Here is a 20,956-nt window from a genome sequence, read left to right as displayed (position 1 = left end):
GTGAGGAGTGTGTGCGTATGAGATCAAGACTGAGGCAAGCATTCTCGCTGGTTCTGGCCATGGCTGTACTGCTTCCGACAGGCTTATGGACCCCCGCTGCTGAGGCGGCAGACCCTCCTGCTGTAGAGACGGTATACCATGAATCATTTACCCAAGGAAAAGGTATTGCGGTACAGTCCGGCGGAGCTCACCTGACTCCCGTCACTGGAAAGGTCTTCAGCGGTAACGACGACGGAGCAGCTTTATACGTGAGCAACCGTCAGAACAACTGGGATGCAGCGGACTTCCGCTTCAGCGACATGGGACTGGTGAATGGACGTACGTATACCGTCACAGTATCTGTCTATGTAGACCCTACAGTAGCTGTGCCTTCCGGTGCTCAAGCCTACCTCCAGACGGTCAGCAGCTATGCTTTGCTGGCTAACGCCAATTATGAAGCTGGCACAGCCATTACACTAACGAAGGAATTCACCGTGGACACCACCAAGGATACGACACTACGAGTCCAGTCCAACAGTAACGGCGCTTCTGTACCCTTTTACATTGGAGATATTCTGGTCACACAGCAGGGCAACACCGGGGGCGAGAATCCACCACGACCTCCTGCTCAGCCGTTCACACCCATTACCTTTGAAAATCAGACAGCCAGCGGATTCACCGGGCGGTCCGGCTCTGAGACACTGACTGTTACAAATGAAACGAACCATACTCCTGGCGGCGGCTACGCGCTGAAGGTCGAGGGCCGCAGCAGTACCTGGCATGGCCCTACCTTGCGGATCGAGCCTTATGTTGACCAGGGACACGAATATACGATATCCGCCTGGGTCAAGCTCATAGCTCCCGCCAGCGCGCAGCTTCAGCTTTCCTCCCAGATCGGTCAAGGCAGCAGCGCCAACTATATCACGCTTGCGCCCAAGACGATCAGTACGAGTGACGGCTGGGTGCTCTTCGAAGGCTCCTATCGTTATAACAATGTCAGCAGTGAGTATTTGACAATATATATCGAGAGCGCGAGTAACAGCACGGCCTCCTTCTATATTGATGATATTAACCTCCGCAGGTCAGGTTCCGGTCCGATTGTCATTGAAGACGACCTTACGCCCATCAAGGCAGCCTACCAGAATGAATTTCTGATTGGCAACGCTATTACTGCCGAGGATCTGAGTGGTGTCCGTCTGCAATTGCTGAAGCTGCATCATAATACGGCTACTGCAGGCAATGCCATGAAGCCAGATGCCTTGCAGCCCACCAAAGGGCAATTCACCTTCACAGCCGCTGATACTATGGTGAACAAGGTACTGGACGAGGGTATGCAAATGCATGGCCATGTGCTGGTATGGCATCAGCAATCCCCGGAATGGATGAATACAAGACCGGATGCCCAGAACAACGCCATTCCACTGGGCCGCGAGGAAGCGCTAACCAATATGCGGACCCATATTCGCACGGTCATGGAGCACTTCGGTGATCGGGTCATCTCCTGGGATGTCGTGAACGAGGCTATGAGTGATAATCCTCCGAATCCGACCAATTGGGAAGCCTCCCTCCGCCAGTCCCCCTGGTATCAGTCGATAGGCCCGGATTATGTCGAGCAAGCCTTCCTGGCAGCCCGTGAGGTGCTGGATGATCATCCAGAGTGGGATATCAAGCTGTATTACAATGACTACAATGAAGATAACCAGAATAAGGCCCAAGCCATTGCCCGGATGGTTGAAGAGATCAACGACCGCTATGCACTTGCACATCCGGGTAAGCTGTTAATTGACGGAATCGGCATGCAAGGTCATTACAATGTCAACACGAACCCGGAGAATGTAAGATTATCGCTGGAGCGGTTCATTAATCTCGGTGTGGAGGTTAGCATCACGGAGCTGGATATTCAAGCTGGCAGCGACTATCAGCTTCCAGACAGACTTGCTAATGCGCAAGGCTTCCTTTACGCCCAGCTATTCAAGCTATTCAAGGAGCATGCCGATGCCATCAAGCGTGTCACGGTCTGGGGATTGGATGATGGCACTAGCTGGCGTTCCTCCTCCAATCCGCTGCTGTTTGACAAGAATCTGCAGGCCAAGCCTGCCTACTACGGCGTTATTGATCCCGATCGCTTCATTGCCGAGCATGCCCCCGAGCCTATTCCTGCACTGCAAGCTACGGCCGCCTATGGCACACCTATCATTGACGGGACCGTAGACGCAGTCTGGAGCACAGCACCTGCCATTCCCGTCAACCGCTATCAGACGGCATGGCAGGGTGCTATCGGAGTAGCGAAGGCACTCTGGGATGAGAATTACCTGTATGTGCTCATTCAAGTCAATGACGCCCAGCTCGACAAGAGCAGCGCTAATGTCTGGGAGCAGGATTCCATTGAAATATTCCTGGATGAGCGAAATGACATGACGACCTTCTATCAAGAGGACGATGGGCAATATCGTGTGAACTATAACAATGAGGCTTCCTTCAATCCGACCAGCATTGCGAATGGCTTCGTCTCCGCGGTCCAGGTATCGGGAACGAATTACACGGTAGAGGCTAAGATCCCGCTGCGAGTCATCACAGGAGCGAATAACACGAAGCTCGGCTTCGATGTACAGATTAATGACGCCAAAGATGGAGCCCGTCAGAGCGTCGCTACATGGAATGATACGTCCGGTAATGCGTACATGGACCCTTCTGTATTCGGTATACTGACCCTTACAGGCCAGCCAGCTGGGTCAACTCAGCCCTAATCAGAACGGAGAGATATCGTGAGCCCCAGGCAGTTGATGCCTGGGGTTCTTCGTCCGTCAATAAAAAGAATGTCTATCGACACACTTTCACACAACATAGACACTCTTAGCGGAAGTTCTTCTTAGGATAATCGAAATGCTCAGCTCCGCTGATAACTTACAATCTATTACCTTAAAATAAAAAGCATCCCCAGGAGCCTGCACCCGAGGCTCTGACTCGTATCCGGGTACCTGTTCCAAGAGATGCATGGAATGCACTCTAGCGTATGATTATTGCACAATTCATATATGAGTCTAATAATGGCTCAGTATGAGTTCTGGCTGAAATCTCAGTGTATTTCCTAGTGTATTTCTTACCAGGAATTACGCTGATTATGAATCGAATCGGCCTGTCTCTCAATGTCAGTCATCATTTCCTTAATGCGATCCAAAGCCTGCTGAATCTGCTTCTGATGCGCATCCAGACGGTGTGCCATGGCACGAATTTGTTCTTGCGTCGGCGGATTCGGAGCATGGGATAGCTCGATCAATTCCTTCTCGATCGCATCAATACCCGATACGCCGGTGCCCAGCATTTCAATACCGAATTTGGCCTTATCAGCAATATGATCAATTCTCACAGCGGTTTCTTTGGCTTGCTTATTGCCCCAGCCATTCGATCCTGCAGACATGTAATTCGGCTGACCAACAGGCGGTGTATAATCGCTCATCAGGAACAGTCCTCCCTACTTCTGATACTTATCTGTAATTTCATCGATCTTGTCTGTCAGCTTATCGATCTCATCTGTCAGATCATCGATTTCATTGGTTAACTTGTCTACGTCCTTAATGTTCTTCTGCACTTCATCAATGTTGGCACCAGCGCCGGTTGCCTTGGAAATCACTTCCTGAGCAATCGATGTGACGAGAACCTGTACATGATCAGGCGCATTTTGGCCGACCTGAGCCACCAGTCTGTCCATTAGAGGACGAATTTGAGATAATGTTGCAGCCGCATTGGACAATTCACGACCACAGGAGTTTAACTCAGAGTCAATTTTATCGGATACGCGGTCAATTCTGGATTGTGTAATCTGGTCGATTTCTCTGATTACCTTGTCGATTTCATTGGCCATTTCACGAACTGCGCCTTTTCCCACAAACATGCGTGATCTCCCCCAGTGTGTTTTACAAATTCTTCATCCATTTGATTATATGTCAAACTCTGTCGCTCTTCAATAAATTGGATAAGGAAATTCGCTCATTTTCGGCATAAGTATACACCTTCTTGCCCCGTGCCTACACACCCATGAAATATCACAGCACAACAAGTGATTCTGGAGACCTGCAAGTCCTTCTTCTTGATTCCGAGACAAGAAAAAAAGAGCTGTCTCTCAGCTCTTCTCAGCTTGCAAGTCTTCCAGATGCTACATACTGAATTTCAGGCGTGATGAGCATACATACGCATTCCAGATGCCCCCAATGAACAATCCGACAGATACACCGCTGAACAGACAATAGAGCACGGTGAACATCAGATTGCCATATAACGAAGGATTCAAAGCCAGACTGACATTCAACGCATATTTCACTACAAAATTCATCAGAATGATGACCAGCGGTAGATAGGTACCTGAGCGATAGAAGCGCTGCTCCTTTTGGTAGATCGTTCTGTATTTCGCATATAGAGCATTCCCGGCGAGCGTACCCATACCTGCACACAGCAAATAGCCCACCAGCGCTACTCCCAAATGCTCAAAGCGAGTAAATATCGTCTCCAAGCCCCATAGCATGAATATCACTGGAACGATCATCATCTTCGGAATGCTCAGCACCCCGTCCTTGGCCGATTGAAGTCCTCGAAAAATAAGAAAAGCCAGCAAAAACCAAATATACAGCGGCGTCTGTCGAATAACCTCTACAATAAACATCAGATGTCCCTTCCTCCCACATGATCTTATGTGGCCCAAGCGTACACTAACCATGCAGCAGGAACAATAGACTCTGACGCAAGCGGCTTAATCGCCTGCCTAAGCGGTCTTTTTTAACACATGAATTGCACCCTCCACGGGGGTTCCTCTACGGCGTATCCTTTCTTCTGAGCTGCTCCAATAGCCTGTTCATTTCTCTAACCTCGGTCTTGTCATGCCGATAGCTGATGAAGCGGACACACACGTATGTAATAAGCACCAAGCCTGCATTGCCGAATATACCGCCCACGGACATTCCCCACTGGAACAAGAAGTTAAAGGCCACGACCATCAGCCACACGACCAGCATATACAGCAATTGCTTAGCAACGGTGGCTTCCGCCAAGAACTCTCTAAATAATAAAAATCTCACCAGAGATGCCCCAACAGAGCAAATGAGCAGCCCGAGCAGCATCTCATTATTCACTTGATGACCAGTTACTAGCTGAAGCACTACACACACGGTGAAAATCGTGGCGCTGAGCCGCAGTACCTGCTGAATCCGGCGAATCATCATTTACGCCTCCCTCATTCCCAGCTGCTTTTTCAGACCAGGCACATACCGTCTTGAGATGGATACCTTCTCCTGATTGATTAGGACCGCCTCCAGATTACCGCTAAGCTTGGGATAGAAGGAATGAATCTTGTTCAGATTCAGCAGCATGGATTTGGATATTCGCACGAAGCCAAGCCCGGATAACTGCTCTTCCAGCACGTACAGCTTGTCCGCCAGCTCATAGGTCTGCGTGCCCGTGTAGACGAATAGTCTACGGTCAATGGATTCGAGATAGAAGACTTCATCGACGTCAAGCTTGTAAAAGGTCCCGTCCTGCTTGCCTAGCAAATGCTTGACTGTCTTGTCCGGAGAGGTCAACAGTTGGATAGCCTGTGTGATCGTCTCACTCATCGTATGGATGTGGAGGTGGACTTCCTCCTCTTCCTCGGCTGGGATCATGCTAATGTTAACCTTCACCGCCACACTCCTCTCTGCATGCTGAGGAGATTATAGCACGCGTCCGAGATTTCTTCACAGCCTCCGCATATGCAGGGTATACACGAAGCCACAAGCATCTGCTAACGATTTTCCGCAGCACGCGGAAATTTTCTAGATTAAAACCGTCCAGCCTATCGGCTACAATGGTCCTGTAAGCGCTTATAGACGTCAAGACACATAGCAGTACCCATAGCAGTAAATAGCAAGACGCATAGCAAGACACGCACCCACTATAGAGATGTAAGGAAGGAGGAGAGACCTTCAATGATTACAAAAGAACATATTTTTCTGGATCAGCCCCTGCACAGCAAGCAGGCCGTATTTGAATTCATTGCCGAGCAAGCAGCCAAGCTACAGCTAACCGTTCACCCCGAGCAGGTGATACAGGATCTGTGGGAGCGCGAGCATATCTACTCCACTGGCCTGCAGGATCATTTCGCCATTCCGCATACCCAGAGCACAGCTATTCAGCAACCGGCCGTTATGGTGATTCGTCTGGAGGAACCGATTGACTGGGCCGCTCATGACGGCAAACCAGTTCAGTACATTTTCACAATTCTCGTACCGAAGCATCAGGTGGATATGTCTCATCTGCAGATCATTTCATCCCTGGCGACACTGCTACTGGAGGACTCCTTCAAGACAGCCATTGCACAGGCACAGCAGTCGGAGGACATCTACGCACTGCTACAACAACATACGGAAGGATTGGTATCATGATGAAAATCGTTGGCGTTACTTCTTGCATTGCAGGCCTTGCCCATACACCGATGGCAGCCAAAGCGCTCGAAAAAGCTGCACAGCAGCTTGGCTATGAGATCAAGGTCGAGCAACAAGGCGCAATGGGCCAGGTTAACAAGCTGACTACAGAGGATATTGCAGAAGCCAGCTTCGTCTTGATCGCCTCGGATCAGACCGTCAAGGACATGGAGCGATTCGAGGATAAGCAGATTGTACGTGTCAAGATCGGCCATGCCGTGAACAATGCGGAGGCAGTCCTGACCAAAGCGGTTCAGGCGGTAGCCGCCAAGCAATAATTAATACTCTTTGCCCCGGTCAGCCGGGGATATCTTCCTATGAGGAGAGATTACGATGAAGAAATGGTTAAGCGAAGCAAAAACACATCTGATGACAGGTATTTCATATTTGCTGCCGGTCATTATTGCCGGATCGCTTATTGTCGCTGTGTGTAAAATCATCGGATTGACGATGGGCGTCACCGATTTTGGTCCGTATAAAGATGAAAGCGGATTCCTTCATATTCTGTATCTGGTGGAAAATGTGGGCTGGAGCGGTATCGGCCTGCTGACCATCGTATTGTCCGGCTTCATTGCCTACTCGATTGCCGATAAGCCCGCCCTCGCTGCAGGTCTGATCGGCGGCGTACTTGCCCAGCAGACCAACGCTGGCTTCCTTGGAGCTCTGATCTCCGGCTTTTTTGCCGGATACATCACCCTATGGGTGCGCAATAAGGTCAAAATTACCGGTCCGGCAGCTGGCTCTGTCCCCCTGATTATCCTGCCGCTCATTACCGTCGGCCTGACAGGCGTCCTGATGGCCGTCGTTCTGGGAGGCCCACTGAGCGCCATCAATACGTATCTGGTGAACTGGCTGCAATACATGAGTCAGAGCGGTACGAATGCAATCGTCCTGGCAATAATTCTTGGGGCCATGATTGGCTTTGACCTGGGGGGTCCCGTCAACAAGGCAGCCTGGATGGCTGGCAACGCGCTGTTCCTCTCCGGGGTGTATTTGCCGAATATCTTCATCAATATTGCCATCTGCATCCCGCCGCTCGGCTATGGCCTGGCAACACTGCTGATGAGAGCACGCTTCTCCAAGACGTTCCGCGAGGCAGGCAAAGGTTCCGTCATTATGGGCGTAATCGGTATTACGGAAGGGGCCATTCCATTCACACTGCGCAATCCGGCGAAGCTAATTCCCGTCAATATGATCGCCTGTGCAGCGGGTGCTGCGGTGACGGCTCTGCTGGGCGCTCATGTCATTATGCCACCGATTGGTGGGCTGTATGGCGCCATTTCCGTTGGGACTCCGCTGGCCTATCTGGCAGGCGGCATTGTTGGGGCACTCCTGATCGCAGGCGGTACCATGCTGGTGAACTTCAAGGATGAGGAAGAGCAGAAGGCCGCGTCCAAGGACGCTTCCGTGAAGAAGAACGGCGAAGAGATTGAGCTTGTCTTCGACTAAGGAATTAGCTTGCTGTATAACTGCTTGATATGCAGCACTGTAGAGTTCGAAAATGTAGAATGCAGAATTGTATTGTTGTAGATTGAACTGTCTGTAGACTTGAGGATTCGAATAGATGCTGACTGTGTAGAAATGCGTTTTTGGAGGGAGCTAACAGAGATGAACCATACCGTAAATAACAATGTAGACAACACTAGCAAGACCAAGGTACATGTCATTCCGCACACGCATTGGGACCGGGAGTGGTATTTCACCACCTCTCGCTCCAAGGTGTATCTCGTGAAGCATGTGAAGGAGGTACTGGAGACGCTAGAGCAAGCTGATGGCTTCCACTTCTATCTGTTGGATGCGCAAGGATCGTTGCTCGATGATTATCTGCGCTGGTGTCCAGAGGATGAGGGTCGGATTCGGCAGCTCGTGGAGAGTAAGCGTCTGATGACCGGACCATGGTACACCCAGACGGACCAGCTTGTCATTTCTGGAGAGTCGATCGTGCGTAATCTGTACTATGGGATGGAGACGGCACGCAAATTCGGCCATGCCATGAAGCTCGGCTATGTACCGGATGCCTTCGGACAATCGGCCCAGATGCCACAGATCTATCGCGAATTCGGCATTGAGCACTTCCTGTTCTGGCGTGGTGTCGCAGACAACACGAATCCGAAGACCGAGTTCACCTGGGAGGGCTCTGACGGCAGTACGGTATTCGCTGTCCAGATGCCTTTCGGCTACTACTACGGCGGAAATATTCCCGAGGATGAAGCGGATCTACCCGCCTACTTGCACAAGCAGATTAGCGCCCTGGAGGCGAAGGCCTCGACGCGCCATGTCTATTTCCCCAACGGATTTGATCAGGCCCCTGTACGCAAAAATCTGCCAGAGCTGATCCGTCGCTTCAACGAATTGGACACGACACGCGAATATGTGATGAACGAGCCGGAGCGCTTCATGCAGGAGATCCAGCAAGCGAGCCACGATCTGCCTGTGCTCAAGGGCGAGCTGATGGAAGCGAAGCATATGCGTATTCACAAATCCATCTTCTCCACCCGGGCTGATCTGAAGCAAATGAACAACCAGATCGAGAACTTCATTGTGAATACACTTGAGCCGATACTGGCCATCAGTCACTCGCTCGGACATGACTACCCGCACCGGATTATCGAGGATATCTGGAAGCTGATGTTCGAGAATGCCGCGCATGACAGCATCGGGGGCTGCAACAGTGATACGACGAATCAGGATGTGGCCTTCCGCTACAAGCAGGCACACGATATTGGCGTCAACCTGCTCGACCTGCACATGCGTATGATTGCCTCCCAGATCAAGCAGGAGGAGACCTTTGCCTTTACCATTTTCAATACACTGCCTTACGTCCGCACCGGAGTTACGGAGCTTGATGCCTATCTGCCTGATAAGCCATTCGTCATTCGCGATCTGCATGGTCGCAAGCTGGAATATGCTATTATCGAAAAAGTAGAACAGACAGACTATGTGCTCGGACAGCATATCGATCTGAACCCGAGTCGCAAGGTGTATTTGCCTGAACGTGTATTCCGCGCGAAGCTGCTGGTGAACCTGAGTGAGATTCCTCCTATGGGCTACACACAGATCGTATTTGATTTTGCGGGAGCAGAGGATATACGTCCTGTTGATTCATCCCACTCACCATCTGTCGAGAACCAACAGCAGGCACTTGAAGGCACGGATGCCTCACGTGGACAGAGCATAGCTCCCTCCAGCACGGATAGCCTGCCTGTTCGCTCCAATGGCACCATTATCGAGAATGAGCATTATGTCATTGAAGTGCAGACGAACGGCGCACTGACGATTACGGACAAAGATTCCGGGCGCACATACCGTGATCAGATGGTATTCGAGGATAACGGCGACGATGGCGATTCCTACAACTATTCTCCGCCAGAGTCTGACCTGGTGGTCTCCTCCCTCGGCTGTGATGTTCAGACGGTAACGGAGTATACACCTGTATCGCAGGAGCTGTCCCTACGTCTGGCTATGGACGTGCCCAGCAATCTGGAGGAACGGGCTATCGGCCTGTGCAGCAGCAAGCTGCCGCTCCATGTGCGTGTCACCCTGCGCCGGGGAGAGCGATTGATTCGCTACGTGGTAGAAGCCGACAATCAGGTGCTAAGTCACCGTCTGCGGGTGCTATTTGACACAGGCATCGCCTCCAGTCTGTCCATCGCGGACCAGCCCTTCGGTGTCATTACCCGGCCTACTTCTCTACCAGAAACAGCGATCTGGGAGGCCGAGCAATGGCAGGAGAAGCCGATTACCATTGAGGCCATGCAGAGCTATGCCGGATTAAATGACGGTACACGCGGCATGATGGTCATGACGGAGGGCGTGCGCGAGTACGAGATTGTGGGAGATGGCTATACCACCATTGCCCTGACCCTGTTCCGTACCTTCGGCTTCATGGGCAAGGAGAACCTCGTCTATCGCCCGGGTAGAGCTTCTGGTGAGAAAATCGTGGCTACGCCTGACGCGCAGCTGCTAGGAAAGCTGTCCTGCACCTTTGCTCTGCATCTGCATGAATCCAGCTTTGATGAGGCAAATATTGCGAAGGCCGCTCGGGAGTATCTGACACCGATGAGCAGCTATCAGCTGTGTGATTTTCTGAATGGACGACTGATCTTCGCCTTCCGTGACGAGGACAGAATATTGGAGCCGAGCTATAGCCTGATGTCGTTCGCACCAGATTCTGATGCTGTAGTGAGCGCCTTCAAGAAAGCTGAGCACGCCGATGGCTATATCCTGCGTGTGTTCAACCCGTACCTGAATGGGCAGGCAGCAGCGACTGTGGCCTTCACCATTCCTGTAGAGCTGAAGCAGGTCATGCTCGATGAGCAACCTCGTCCAGATGCTGCTCCGCTGAAGCCTGAGGATATGCCTGCTGACAGTGCAGCAGAGAGCTATGTACAGCTGCCCGAGCTGGCCCACGCCAAGCTGCTGACGGTACTTGCCGAACGTAAGTCCTCCTTGTAGAAGAGGATTAGCACATTTAGAAGACATATATAAGATGGGTAGAAAACAGATAGAAAATAGATAGAATCCAAATACAACACAAATAGAATACAAATAGAACACAGATAAGATTTGGTATCAATGAACGGTTCTATAAGGTGAGTCGGAAAGGAGGTCTGATGTGGTATGACATTTCCATACCCGAGATTAAAGAAATTGTTTCGGTTGCTGGAGGCCCATGGTGGACAGGAGCAAGGCTGGACTACACGTGCATTGGCGGAGCGTCTGGAGGTTACCGAGCGGACGGTGCGAGATGATCTGAAGAAGCTGGATCACCTCCTTCAAGCTCATGGGGCTCGCATGGAGTCACGTCGCCAGCATGGCTATAGCATTGTCATCAATGACGAACAACGTTATCGCGAGCTGTCCATGACATCGCCCGTGAAGAACGATGCCCCTCCACTGCCGGATACGCCGGAGGAACGCATCCGCTACGAGCTATTTGCCCTGCTGAATGCACATCAGGACATCCGTATGGAGGACCTCGCCGACTCACTGTACATTAGCCGGGCAACGCTGAACAATGATGTGAAGATTTTACGCCAGATCATGGAGGAGTACGGGATCCAACTGTCCATCAAGCCATCACACGGAGTAAGCATCGTTGGTGAGGAGAAGAGCATTCGTTATTGCCTCGCAGAATATGCAGACGTCCGCGACGAGGAGCATACACTGAGCAGCTCCATGGATCAGGAGCATCTCTTGCATCCTGTACAGATCCCGGAGCTGCGCAGGATGGTGGTTCAGCAATTGCGCGAGCACAACGTACGGATGGCTGACTTGGCTCTCAAGGATCTAATCACCCATCTGGCTGTCATGATTTTGCGTATTCAATCTGGCCATGGGCTACAGCATTTTGAATCCGTCACATCAGGTTCCAAGGTGCGGCCCTCTGGCTCTGGAGAATACTCAGACGACAATACTGTGGAGGCAGCTCCGGGACGTCAGCAGGATCAGAGACAGCCTGCCCTAGATCATCTTGATGCTCCTGATACTTCTGACGATCTTGATGATCCAGATGCCCACGATAATCTAGCTGACCTGGGTGATCTCAATCCACTTGATCCGTCTGATAATCACGGTCCCCATGGCCCTGATGCTTTACTTGCGGATAGCATTATCCGCAATATTGAGCAAGCGTATCAATTGGAATGTCCCGTAGGTGAGAGGAATTATGTAAGGCTGCATATTGCCAGCAAACGCATGACCGAGGACGAAGAGCTGTGGCAGGAGCTGCAATCGGACCGACTGCTGGTCGCTGTAGGAAGCATGCTCGACTATATCCATGAGCGCTATGCATACGACCTGCGTAATGATGAACGGCTATCCCGCGATCTGTATGCTCATCTGAAGCCTATGATGATTCGGCTGGAGCATGGCATGAATATGCGCAACCCGATGCTGCACCATATCCGCAAGCATTACCCACTAGCCTACGAGGTTACGATTGGTGCGGTAAAGCAGCTACAGAGCTATTATCCATACGACATTAACGATAACGAAATTGGCTACCTGGCCTTGCACTTCGGTGCAGCGCTGGAACGCAAATATCATATTCCGCATCGCCGGCGCAAAACCGTCCTGCTCGTCTGTGGCTCGGGCTATGGCACGGCACGCATACTGGAATCCAGGCTGCGCTCCCTGTTCGCCGAGCTGGATGTGACGCGCGTCGTCTCCCTGCGGGAATACGAGGATATGCTCTCCGTGAAGGAGGATATGGTGATCTCCACCATCCGGTTACCGGGCCAGAAGAACAAGCCTGCTGCCGTCGTTGCTCCGATTCCGACTGATCGGGATATGGCGACCATTACCCAACTGGTCCGCACGAGTGACCAGCAGCAAGAGAGCTCCTGCTTCCGGTATTTCCGGCCTGAATGGTTCATGCGTCTGCCACGGGCCACCGATAAGGATACTCTCCTGCGGGCAATGAGTGCACGCTTACTGGAGCAAGGTGTCGTCACCGAAGGATTCATGCCAGCGGTGCTGGAGCGTGAAGCCATGGCCTCCACCGCACTCGGTATGGGGATGGCTATTCCCCATCCACTGGAGCTGAGCTCCACTCGTACAGCGGTGTATATCTGCCTGCTGGAGGAGCCACTGCCCTGGGATGAGGACAATCACGTCCACGCTGTATTCCTGCTCTCAATCTGCAAGGAGGACTACGAGCAGGCCATGGGCATCTACGATCTATGTGTCGAGCTCATCCGGCAACAGCCTTTACTGGATCGGCTTCAGGAATGCGACACCTTCGGCGCTTTTCTGGAGGTAGCTGGTGAAGCCCTCGCATCCAAAAGCCCGGAGCTGTATTAATGCAGCTTCGGGCTTTTCTATTTATATATATGGATGGTGCACCTGCCAGATCACAGCGCAGTATTGGTGCACCCTTTTTCCCTATTATCTATTGTCCATTACTTCTATTCAGGTAATACTCATAGGCCGTTACGCCCTCCACCTGAACAAAGCCTTCCTGCACATACAATGCCTTGGCTCGTTCATTTTCCCCATTCACGCACAGCACAGTCTTCTTATAGTCGAGGCTATTGGCACATGCCAATGAAGCTCTCAGCAGCTGCCTTCCTAGCCCTTTCCCCTGATAAGCAGGTAAGATCGCCAGTGGCCCGATATTCATCGCAGCCTCTCCTTCATACTCATCATCCGCTCCCCGTATAATTCCGACGGGCGTATCCTCATGCAGTAGCAGCAACATTCCGCCTTCCAGATAAGCCGGCTGTGACATCTGGTTCTGCAGCATCTGAAGCGTCATCGGCGTCGTGCTGCCCGTGAGCTGCGCAAAGGCCGTGTTACGGATATGACACCAGGCTTCCTCATCCCGACCCGGCTGAAAGGTCCGAATCGAGTAACCCTCTGGCAGGGTAAGAGGCTGGATCTCCTTCATATCGTTAACTAAGAGGAAGACATACCTTTCCACCGAAAAATGAAGCTCTTCTACATGAGCAGCAAGCGCCTCATTGACGAGCGGCACGAACAGAAAGACTTTTTCGAGTCCTTCCATATGCTCTATGCGCTTCACATGTTCTACATGTTCTACTTGCTCAACACGTTCTGCGTGTTCTGCTTTTTGTACATGCTCAATGTGTTCTGCGTACTCTACATGCTCTGCTTGTTCTACACGATCTGCTTGGGATATATATTTCTCGTGCCCCAATTGTGCTATGTGCTCCATCATGCCCTTCAGCAGCAGGGCATACACCTCTGTGTCTGGCTTCTCCGAGTGAAAAATACGAAACCGCCCCTGTCTCCCACGCCTATGATAGTCATCCAGAATGAGAGAAGCTACGGCTATAATGGCTCCCTCCTCCTTCATCACCAAAGTAGGATTATCTTCATCAGGCACGAATTTGTCTAAATCCTGCTCATACAGAAAGGAATCATCCACCTCACTCCGATGCCGTACACAATAGGCGATGAACTCCGCTCTGTCCTCATGCTGTAGCTGCTCTATTTTCATAATTCATCCCCTACTCCTTGTCCTTTATCTTCATCCAAAAAGCCCTCTTAAAGAACCAGATCATGTCGTAAAATATAGCGATAGCTTTGAAGAGGTTACTGCATTAGCTACAACAGGTAATTGTTCCCCTCGTTAGCCAGCTCTAATGTTCTCATTTCAAATGTCTTGCATCCTGAAGCGATGAAGGGATCTGATTCTACAATACTCATGGCTTCCGTTATATTTTCAGCTGAAAACATGACCATTCCTCCAGGGTAATCTGTAAAAGGCCCACAAAGTACAAGCTTACCTTCTCTATTTAACTCTTTTAAATATGCCACATGGCTCTTAATAAGTCCTTCATTCAATGGCTTTACATTGTGCATCAAATATATATATGTCATAACCCAACCTCCTCTAAAGATACATTCATATCCCCCTAATAGATAAAATACTCGCTTATGTACTATATTTATAGCTAGAATGTCACATGAGTGCTCTATAGTGAATGGAAAGTACACAAGCAATAAAGGACGTGACCAAGCTAATGGATTGCCCCTTACAACTGGACGGTGCGAAGGTTCTGCAGTACACCACAAATGTCGGTAACCGCAGGTTAAGCTCTGTCATCTTTGAGGAAGACGACGGCTCTACCCATCAAGTACATATCACAGCCCTCGCTATTGCTACCTACGCATCCGATGAGCGCTATTACCTGTTCCTGTGCGATGCGGAGTGGGAGGTTATCAACGACTATCTACTGGATTCGCTGGACGAGGCAGTTGAGTATGCAGGCCGCCATTATGCGGTAGAGGAACTAGATTGGATCGGTAGAGCCTGATTTTAAAATAGGGCCTAATCCTCCTAAGGGATCGAATTCTGCTAAGGGGACTGGCCTTGCTGTGGAAGCTAGTTCTGCTATGAGGGGCTGGCTCTTAGCGTAATGAACACAAAAAAGAACGCGATTCGCTCACGTTCTTTTTTGTGTTTATTACGGGTAAATAGCGAATGATAAGTACAGTTCACCAACCACTTAATACTTATGGATGACAAATAGCTGGACTTTTACGGAGAGAGAACCCTCTCCTTGCACTCAAGGATCTTTTACCAATCCACTTGTTTATAATCCTTCAAAAATACACCTGTGTACGGTCTATCTGCGTCTTTTCCTTCATAGATTGGATCGCAGATTCTAGCAGCAGCATCATTAAAATCTAATGGTAGATTAATTTCTCGACTTGCCTTTACCTGTTCTGGAAACTGATTCGATACCCAGCCAGGATCTACGCTAGTTACGAATATTCGATATTTTTTATACTCTTTAGAGAGAGTCAGGGTCATCATATTAAGCGAGGCTTTTGCCATGTTGGTGTGAACATGATAACCACCTTTTCTTTTCATCTGAAATCGGCCTTCTGCCGCAGATACATTTACAATAAATCTATTTTGATTAGGGCTCCTCATCATTGCATCCTTCAACTTTGTATTGAGCAAAAACGGAGCGGTTACGTTGATTAGCTGAACTTCGAGCATTTCAACGATGGAAATTTGATCCGCTTGAGCTGTCCAAGAATTGTGAAGTGAATTGTTGTGACTAGTGACTCCCATTTCTTGATTAAAAAACTGTAAATTTTGAATATCATTTGTTTCATTCGTAGATTTATCAAAGTATAAAATGGTCCTGCTGTTAGCGAGTAAATGTTGGTTATCCATTAATTTTTTTTGGAGTTCTACTTCTTTTAATTTTAATTCTTGATATTCCACTTGCGGCATTCTTACCGTCTGAGCAGCATTATTTATAATGATGTCGATGTGGGGGAACTCTTTATTTATGAAGTGGGCAAACATTTCTACCCTTTCAATTTGGCGAAAATCTAATTCGTAGATATGGATGCGATCTCTCCAATTTTCAAAATCTGGCTCTTTAATATATCGCTGTAGTGCATCATATGGAAATCGGGTTGTTAAAATGACTCGTGAACCATCTCGTAATAGGCGTAATGCTGTATAATATCCTATTTTTGTTCGTCCACCTGTAACCAATGCGATGTAAGATTGTAAGTCGTGCTTAGCAAGACGTTTCTTTTCATTGTATGCGCCACATGGTTCGCATAGCTTCACATAGTGTTCATGAGCTACAATATTTGATTCCTTACAAACATAGCATCTATGCTTTCTTCCATTACCATTTACTTTTTCCTTTTTTTCCATATTATCACCTTAAATATTATTTACACATATAATATCATATGGTACAATTTTCTTATACAGTAGCTTAATTAAAGCGCCCGCCTTTCACGCGGGAGAATAAAGGTCTCAATCCTTTCTGTGTATGGTGATAGTTTAATGAAAATACCTTCCCCTCAAGAAGGAGATGGAGGTCTAAATCCTCCTCACCTTTATAATTAAAGTAGATAGTCCTTAATTCCCACTTCTTGGGGATTAGGGACTTTTTCTGTTCCCATTGAAATCAGTAGAATTTTAACTTACTCAACTTTGCACCAAAAAAATGAGATTGGATCAGCTACACTAAGTTTGACTGGCAAATATTGCTACAAGGCTGATTCTTTGCAGATGAATAACAACAAAAGGGACGCGATCCGCTCGCATCCCTTCTATATTACTTTCCTTATGCTTACCCTTCCACTCTGCTTGCTCTGCTACTTTGTTTTAGTCTTTTTTTTGATTCACTCGATAACATTTCTCTGCTGTAACAGGGTCTACTTTTCCAAGCGAAACGAAGCTGTTAGATACTCCTCAGAACTCTTTCCGATGTAGAGCTCAAATTCCCCTTCCTCTGCTTCGAATCTCATTTCCCTGGTATGAAATTTCAGCAACTCCTCTGTAATGGTGAAGGTTACTGTTCTACTCTCGCCTGCTTGCAAATGGACCTTCTGAAACCCGCGCAGCTCCTTTACAGGCCGTACGACACTCCCTACCTTGTCCCGAATGTAGAGCTGTACAACTTCATCTCCACCCACGGCACTAGGGTTATGCACCTCTATCGTCGCCTCGATGGCTTCTCCTGACCGCAGCACCGAATTGCTAATCTCTAGCTTGGAATATTCGGCTGTATGATAGGATAGGCCATAGCCAAATGGATACAATGGCTCATTCGGAGCATCCAGGTAACGCGAAGTGAACCGCACACTATGTGTGGAGGTCTTCGGCGGGCGCCCCGTGCTAAAGCCGTTATAATAGATCGGCACCTGTCCCACCGTATAAGGGAAGCTCATCGTCAGTCGACCCGAAGGATTAGCATGACCCATCAACAAGTCCACGATGGCGTGCCCGCCCTCTGTACCTGGGAACCAGCATTCCAGAATGGCATCCACCTTACCTTGAATATCCGTTAACACGAGCGGTCTACCATTGAATAGGAGAAGAACGGATTTTTTCGCCCAAGGAAGGATCTGCTCCATCAATGTCGTCTGAATGGATGGCAGGGACAGATCCGTCCGGCTGCCTGCCTCTCCGCTTTGTAGCGTGTGCTCTCCCATCGCAAAAATAACGACATCGGCCCATTTCGCAAGCTCAATCGCTTGATTCAGTTCTCTTTCCTTGTCCTCATCGCTGTTCAGAGACGTCTGTTCCTTGGTGAAGAACCCAAAGTCCCCCAGCCCTTCATAGCTGTGGCTATCTATCAATTCGCAGCCTTGTGTGCACTGAAAATGCTCAGGGGAGAGTAGTTCCTCGAATGCGGTCTTTAACGTGACCACCTGACTTTTATCCCCGTAGACAGCCCACAATCCGTTCAGATCCTGATTATCCGCATACGGCCCGATCAGGGCAATCTTGCTCCCCTTCGATAGCGGCAAGGTCTCGTTAGCATTTTGCAGCAGTACCAAGGACTGAATCGCCGCCTGTCTGGATAAGCCTTTGCTCTCCGTGCTGTTATTCAGCTCCTGCTCCCTAACGACGTTAGCACCGCGGAGCGGGTCCTCGAACAGACCGAGTCTATTCTTCAGCTTCAGCACTCTAAGCACGGCTTCGTCCAGCTTCTGAAAACTGATCTTCCCTTCCTCCAATAGCGGTCTGAGCTGATTCGCATAGCAGGAGGTCTTCATATCAATATCGACACTGGCATTCATCGCAAGTCTGGCAGCGTCCTTATCATCCTCCGCTACACCATGAGCAACCAGCTCTGCTATCGCGGCATAATCCGTAATGAGTACGCCATCGAAGCCCCACTCCTGACGGAGCACCTCATCCATCAACCATGAATTAGCCGTGGCCGGAATCTCATCGACGGTATTGAAGGAGGTCATGACCAGCTCACAGCCTGCCTCTACGGCGGCGCGATACGGCGGAAGATACTCCTCGCGGAGCCTTCGCTCCGACATGTCTACCGTATTGTAATCACGCCCGCCCTCTGGAGCTCCGTAGGCAGCGTAATGCTTTACACAGGAAGCCAGACTTTCCCCTGGTGTAAAATCTCCCTGAAAGCCCTCGACCATCGCTTTGGCAAACACACTATTCAGATAAGTATCCTCACCAGTGGACTCCATGCAGCGGCCCCATCTCGCATCACGCACGACATCGACCATCGGGGCAAAGGTAACATGCGCCCCTGCCGCACAGGCCTCCTTGGCTGTAATTTGGTTACAGCGCTTCACCAGATCAGGGTCCCAGCTACCGCCCAAGGCCAAAGGAATCGGGAACACTGTCTTATAACCATAGACAATATCCGCCATGAATAATAGCGGGATTTTGTGGCGACTCTTCTCCAAATATTCCTGCTGAATCTGGATGACCCTGTCAGCGCCTAGCACATTGAGAACAGAGCCGGTAAGCTGCACCATTTCCTCGCTAATCCCCAGCTTCTGCATAGGTCCGACTGCCATGGCTCCCGTGTTGAAAAATTCCCCCGATAGTTGGATCAGCTGCCCTATCTTCTCTTCCACAGAGAGCGAATTCAATAGCTCTAATAGTTGTGTATCGTTCATATTTTATTCCTCGCATTGTTAAGACTTGTTCAGGACAAGACTTGTCCGGGTCAATACCTATTCACATCAGTATTTATTGGATCAATACTTATCCAGTCAATACCTATTCAAGTTAGTTTTTGTCCAGCATCCGATCATTGAAGCCGAAGAAGTACGTTCCCACAAAAGCACACACGAATCCGATCGTAGCAGCGAGCACCATGCTAATTCCGCCCTTCATGACAGCAATCGCTGGAAGAGTCAATAAGCAGGTCGTGATCAAGGCCGGATACTGCGCTCCTGCCAAGCCTACAATAATACCTCCAATTCCCGTGCTGATACATGCGATATAGAAAGGCTTTCTGTATTTCAGGTTAACACCATAGATCGCAGGCTCGGTTACGCCACCTATGATCGCTGAGAAGGAGGATGAGCCTGCCAGCTGCTTCAGGGTTGTATTTTTCGTTCTTAGGCATACAGCCAATGCAGCTCCGCCCATAGCAAAGTTCGTACCGATCGTAGCTGGCAGCAGCGTGTCGTAGCCGTATACGGCAAAGTTGTTCATCACGATAGGAATCAGACCCCAATGTGCTCCGAAAATAACCAACACTGGCCATATGATTGCCAGAATCAAGCCTGCCACAGCTGGCATCAATTCATACAAAGCCGTATACCCTGCCGCTACACCATTACCCAGCATGCTTGTTAAAGGCCCAATGACCATCAAGGAAGCAGGTACCATAATCGCGATACACAAGACGGGCACGAAGATCCCCTTAATGAGCTGAGGCATGATCTTGTTCAGGAATTGCTCCAGCTTGGCTAGAGCGTACACGGCCACAATGACAGGGATGACCGAAGAGCCATAATTAATCAATTTGACCGGGATGCCCACGAACGAAATAGCCGTCCCCGCATTGAATAAGGAGACCAGATTGGGATAAAGGAACGCTCCTGCAATGGCCATAGCAATGAACTGATTGGCACCGAATCTTCTGGCTGCTGTAACAGCCAGTACTAAGGGCAGGAAGTAGAAGAAGGCATCTGCGCCTGCATACAATACTGCATACGTGCCGCTCTCCGTCGACATCCAGCCCAGTGTCGTGAACATGACCAGCATCCCTTTCAGGATACCCGCTCCCATCATCCCTGCCATGATCGGCAAGAAAATGCTGGAGATCGTGTCCATGACCAGAGACAGCCCTTTTTTCTCGCTTTTCTCACCTTGCTCGGTTTTCTGACTGCTCTCACTGTTCGCTTTCCCTGTATTCTGCTTCTTAGGCGACTGTCCCTGTACTTGCTCGACAGCATTGAATACATGCTCCACATGCGTGCCAATAATGACCTGATACTGTCCACTGGCCTGTAGTACATCCAGCACACCCTCGGTCTGCTTCAGCTTCTCTGTGTCTGCAGCTCCTTCATCCTTTAGCACAAAACGAAGTCGGGTCATACAGTGATTCAGGGACTGTACATTTTCCTCTCCGCCTACTTTTTCAATAATGGTCTTGGCAAGATCACTGTAATCCCTTACATTTTGTTGCTTTGCCATGTTGTTGTTCCCCCTGCTTCACGAAATCAAAAGCTGATAATAGTTGAATTGTACCGATTCTTCCACCCTGCCATAATAACCAAATCGCATGAATTCATTGACCATTTCA

At 49.6% G+C, this 20,956-nt stretch carries 17 protein-coding genes; 7 read left to right on the top strand and 10 right to left on the bottom strand.

Annotated elements, in window-relative coordinates; all coding sequences use genetic code 11:
* Positions 1–17: 17 nt before the first annotated feature.
* A complete protein-coding gene (locus K331_RS29640; RefSeq protein ID WP_036634972.1) occupies positions 18–2,726 on the top strand; it encodes an endo-1,4-beta-xylanase in 2,709 nt (902 codons plus the stop codon).
* A gap of 353 nt (positions 2,727–3,079) precedes the next feature.
* Here K331_RS29640 and K331_RS0114705 read toward each other — a convergent pair whose 3' ends face one another.
* The 5 genes from K331_RS0114705 to K331_RS0114685 form a co-directional block, all read right to left on the bottom strand.
* A complete protein-coding gene (locus tag K331_RS0114705) occupies positions 3,080–3,436 on the bottom strand; it encodes a restriction endonuclease subunit S domain-containing protein (RefSeq protein ID WP_028590896.1) in 357 nt (118 codons plus the stop codon).
* Between the two features lie 15 nt (positions 3,437–3,451).
* Positions 3,452–3,871: a methyl-accepting chemotaxis protein gene (locus K331_RS0114700; RefSeq protein WP_018885325.1), complete on the bottom strand. Its 420-nt coding sequence runs from the start codon at positions 3,869–3,871 to the stop codon at positions 3,452–3,454.
* Positions 3,872–4,132: 261 nt separating this feature from the next.
* Positions 4,133–4,636, bottom strand: coding sequence for a DUF6622 family protein (locus K331_RS0114695; protein WP_028590895.1), 504 nt, complete (start codon positions 4,634–4,636; stop codon positions 4,133–4,135).
* 148 nt (positions 4,637–4,784) lie between these two features.
* Complete coding sequence (locus K331_RS0114690; protein WP_018885327.1) at positions 4,785–5,192, bottom strand: DUF3021 family protein; 408 nt, start codon at positions 5,190–5,192, stop codon at positions 4,785–4,787.
* The gene (locus K331_RS0114685) at positions 5,193–5,648 is read right to left on the bottom strand and encodes a LytTR family DNA-binding domain-containing protein (protein ID WP_018885328.1); all 456 of its coding nucleotides are present in this window, start codon (positions 5,646–5,648) and stop codon (positions 5,193–5,195) included.
* 285 nt (positions 5,649–5,933) lie between these two features.
* On the opposite strand from K331_RS0114685, the gene K331_RS0114680 reads away from it, so the two are divergent.
* From K331_RS0114680 to K331_RS31020, 5 genes are all read left to right on the top strand, one after another.
* Positions 5,934–6,389 (top strand): PTS sugar transporter subunit IIA, encoded by a 456-nt coding sequence (locus K331_RS0114680; protein ID WP_028590894.1) that lies wholly within the window; start codon positions 5,934–5,936, stop codon positions 6,387–6,389.
* Positions 6,389–6,706 (top strand): PTS fructose transporter subunit IIB, encoded by a 318-nt coding sequence (locus tag K331_RS0114675; protein ID WP_028590893.1) that lies wholly within the window; start codon positions 6,389–6,391, stop codon positions 6,704–6,706. Before K331_RS0114680 ends, K331_RS0114675 begins: the two co-directional genes overlap by 1 nt.
* A 55-nt stretch (positions 6,707–6,761) precedes the next feature.
* Positions 6,762–7,877: a PTS fructose transporter subunit IIC gene (locus tag K331_RS0114670; RefSeq protein WP_028590892.1), complete on the top strand. Its 1,116-nt coding sequence runs from the start codon at positions 6,762–6,764 to the stop codon at positions 7,875–7,877.
* 159 nt (positions 7,878–8,036) lie between these two features.
* Positions 8,037–10,883: a glycoside hydrolase family 38 N-terminal domain-containing protein gene (locus K331_RS0114665; RefSeq protein ID WP_051289848.1), complete on the top strand. Its 2,847-nt coding sequence runs from the start codon at positions 8,037–8,039 to the stop codon at positions 10,881–10,883.
* A 165-nt stretch (positions 10,884–11,048) separates the two neighbouring features.
* Positions 11,049–13,232 carry a BglG family transcription antiterminator gene (locus K331_RS31020; protein WP_028590890.1) on the top strand — a complete coding sequence of 728 codons (2,184 nt, stop codon included), beginning with the start codon at positions 11,049–11,051 and terminating at the stop codon, positions 13,230–13,232.
* Between the two features lie 88 nt (positions 13,233–13,320).
* Here K331_RS31020 and K331_RS0114655 read toward each other — a convergent pair whose 3' ends face one another.
* Both K331_RS0114655 and K331_RS0114650 read right to left on the bottom strand, forming a co-directional pair.
* Positions 13,321–14,391: a GNAT family N-acetyltransferase gene (locus K331_RS0114655; protein WP_028590889.1), complete on the bottom strand. Its 1,071-nt coding sequence runs from the start codon at positions 14,389–14,391 to the stop codon at positions 13,321–13,323.
* 107 nt (positions 14,392–14,498) lie between these two features.
* Positions 14,499–14,774, bottom strand: coding sequence for a YciI family protein (locus K331_RS0114650; RefSeq protein WP_028590888.1), 276 nt, complete (start codon positions 14,772–14,774; stop codon positions 14,499–14,501).
* A 104-nt stretch (positions 14,775–14,878) separates the two neighbouring features.
* On the opposite strand from K331_RS0114650, the gene K331_RS0114645 reads away from it, so the two are divergent.
* Positions 14,879–15,211: a hypothetical protein gene (locus tag K331_RS0114645; RefSeq protein ID WP_226383602.1), complete on the top strand. Its 333-nt coding sequence runs from the start codon at positions 14,879–14,881 to the stop codon at positions 15,209–15,211.
* A 263-nt stretch (positions 15,212–15,474) separates the two neighbouring features.
* Here the strand turns inward: K331_RS0114645 and K331_RS0114640 are convergent, their stop codons facing one another.
* The 3 genes from K331_RS0114640 to K331_RS29630 form a co-directional block, all read right to left on the bottom strand.
* Positions 15,475–16,581, bottom strand: a complete 1,107-nt coding sequence (locus K331_RS0114640) for an SDR family oxidoreductase (RefSeq protein WP_028590886.1) — start codon at positions 16,579–16,581, stop codon at positions 15,475–15,477.
* 509 nt (positions 16,582–17,090) lie between these two features.
* Complete coding sequence (bglX, locus tag K331_RS0114635) at positions 17,091–19,316, bottom strand: beta-glucosidase BglX (protein WP_028590885.1); 2,226 nt, start codon at positions 19,314–19,316, stop codon at positions 17,091–17,093.
* A gap of 112 nt (positions 19,317–19,428) precedes the next feature.
* Positions 19,429–20,847, bottom strand: coding sequence for a PTS transporter subunit EIIC (locus K331_RS29630; RefSeq protein ID WP_051289847.1), 1,419 nt, complete (start codon positions 20,845–20,847; stop codon positions 19,429–19,431).
* Between the last annotated feature and the right edge of the window lie 109 nt (positions 20,848–20,956).

The organism is Paenibacillus massiliensis subsp. panacisoli DSM 21345, from assembly GCF_000426545.1.
In the GTDB taxonomy this organism is placed as follows: Bacteria; Bacillota; Bacilli; order Paenibacillales; family Paenibacillaceae; genus Paenibacillus; species Paenibacillus panacisoli.
The sequence above is the reverse complement of the archived record's forward strand: the minus strand, read 5'-3'. Positions and strand labels throughout refer to the sequence as shown.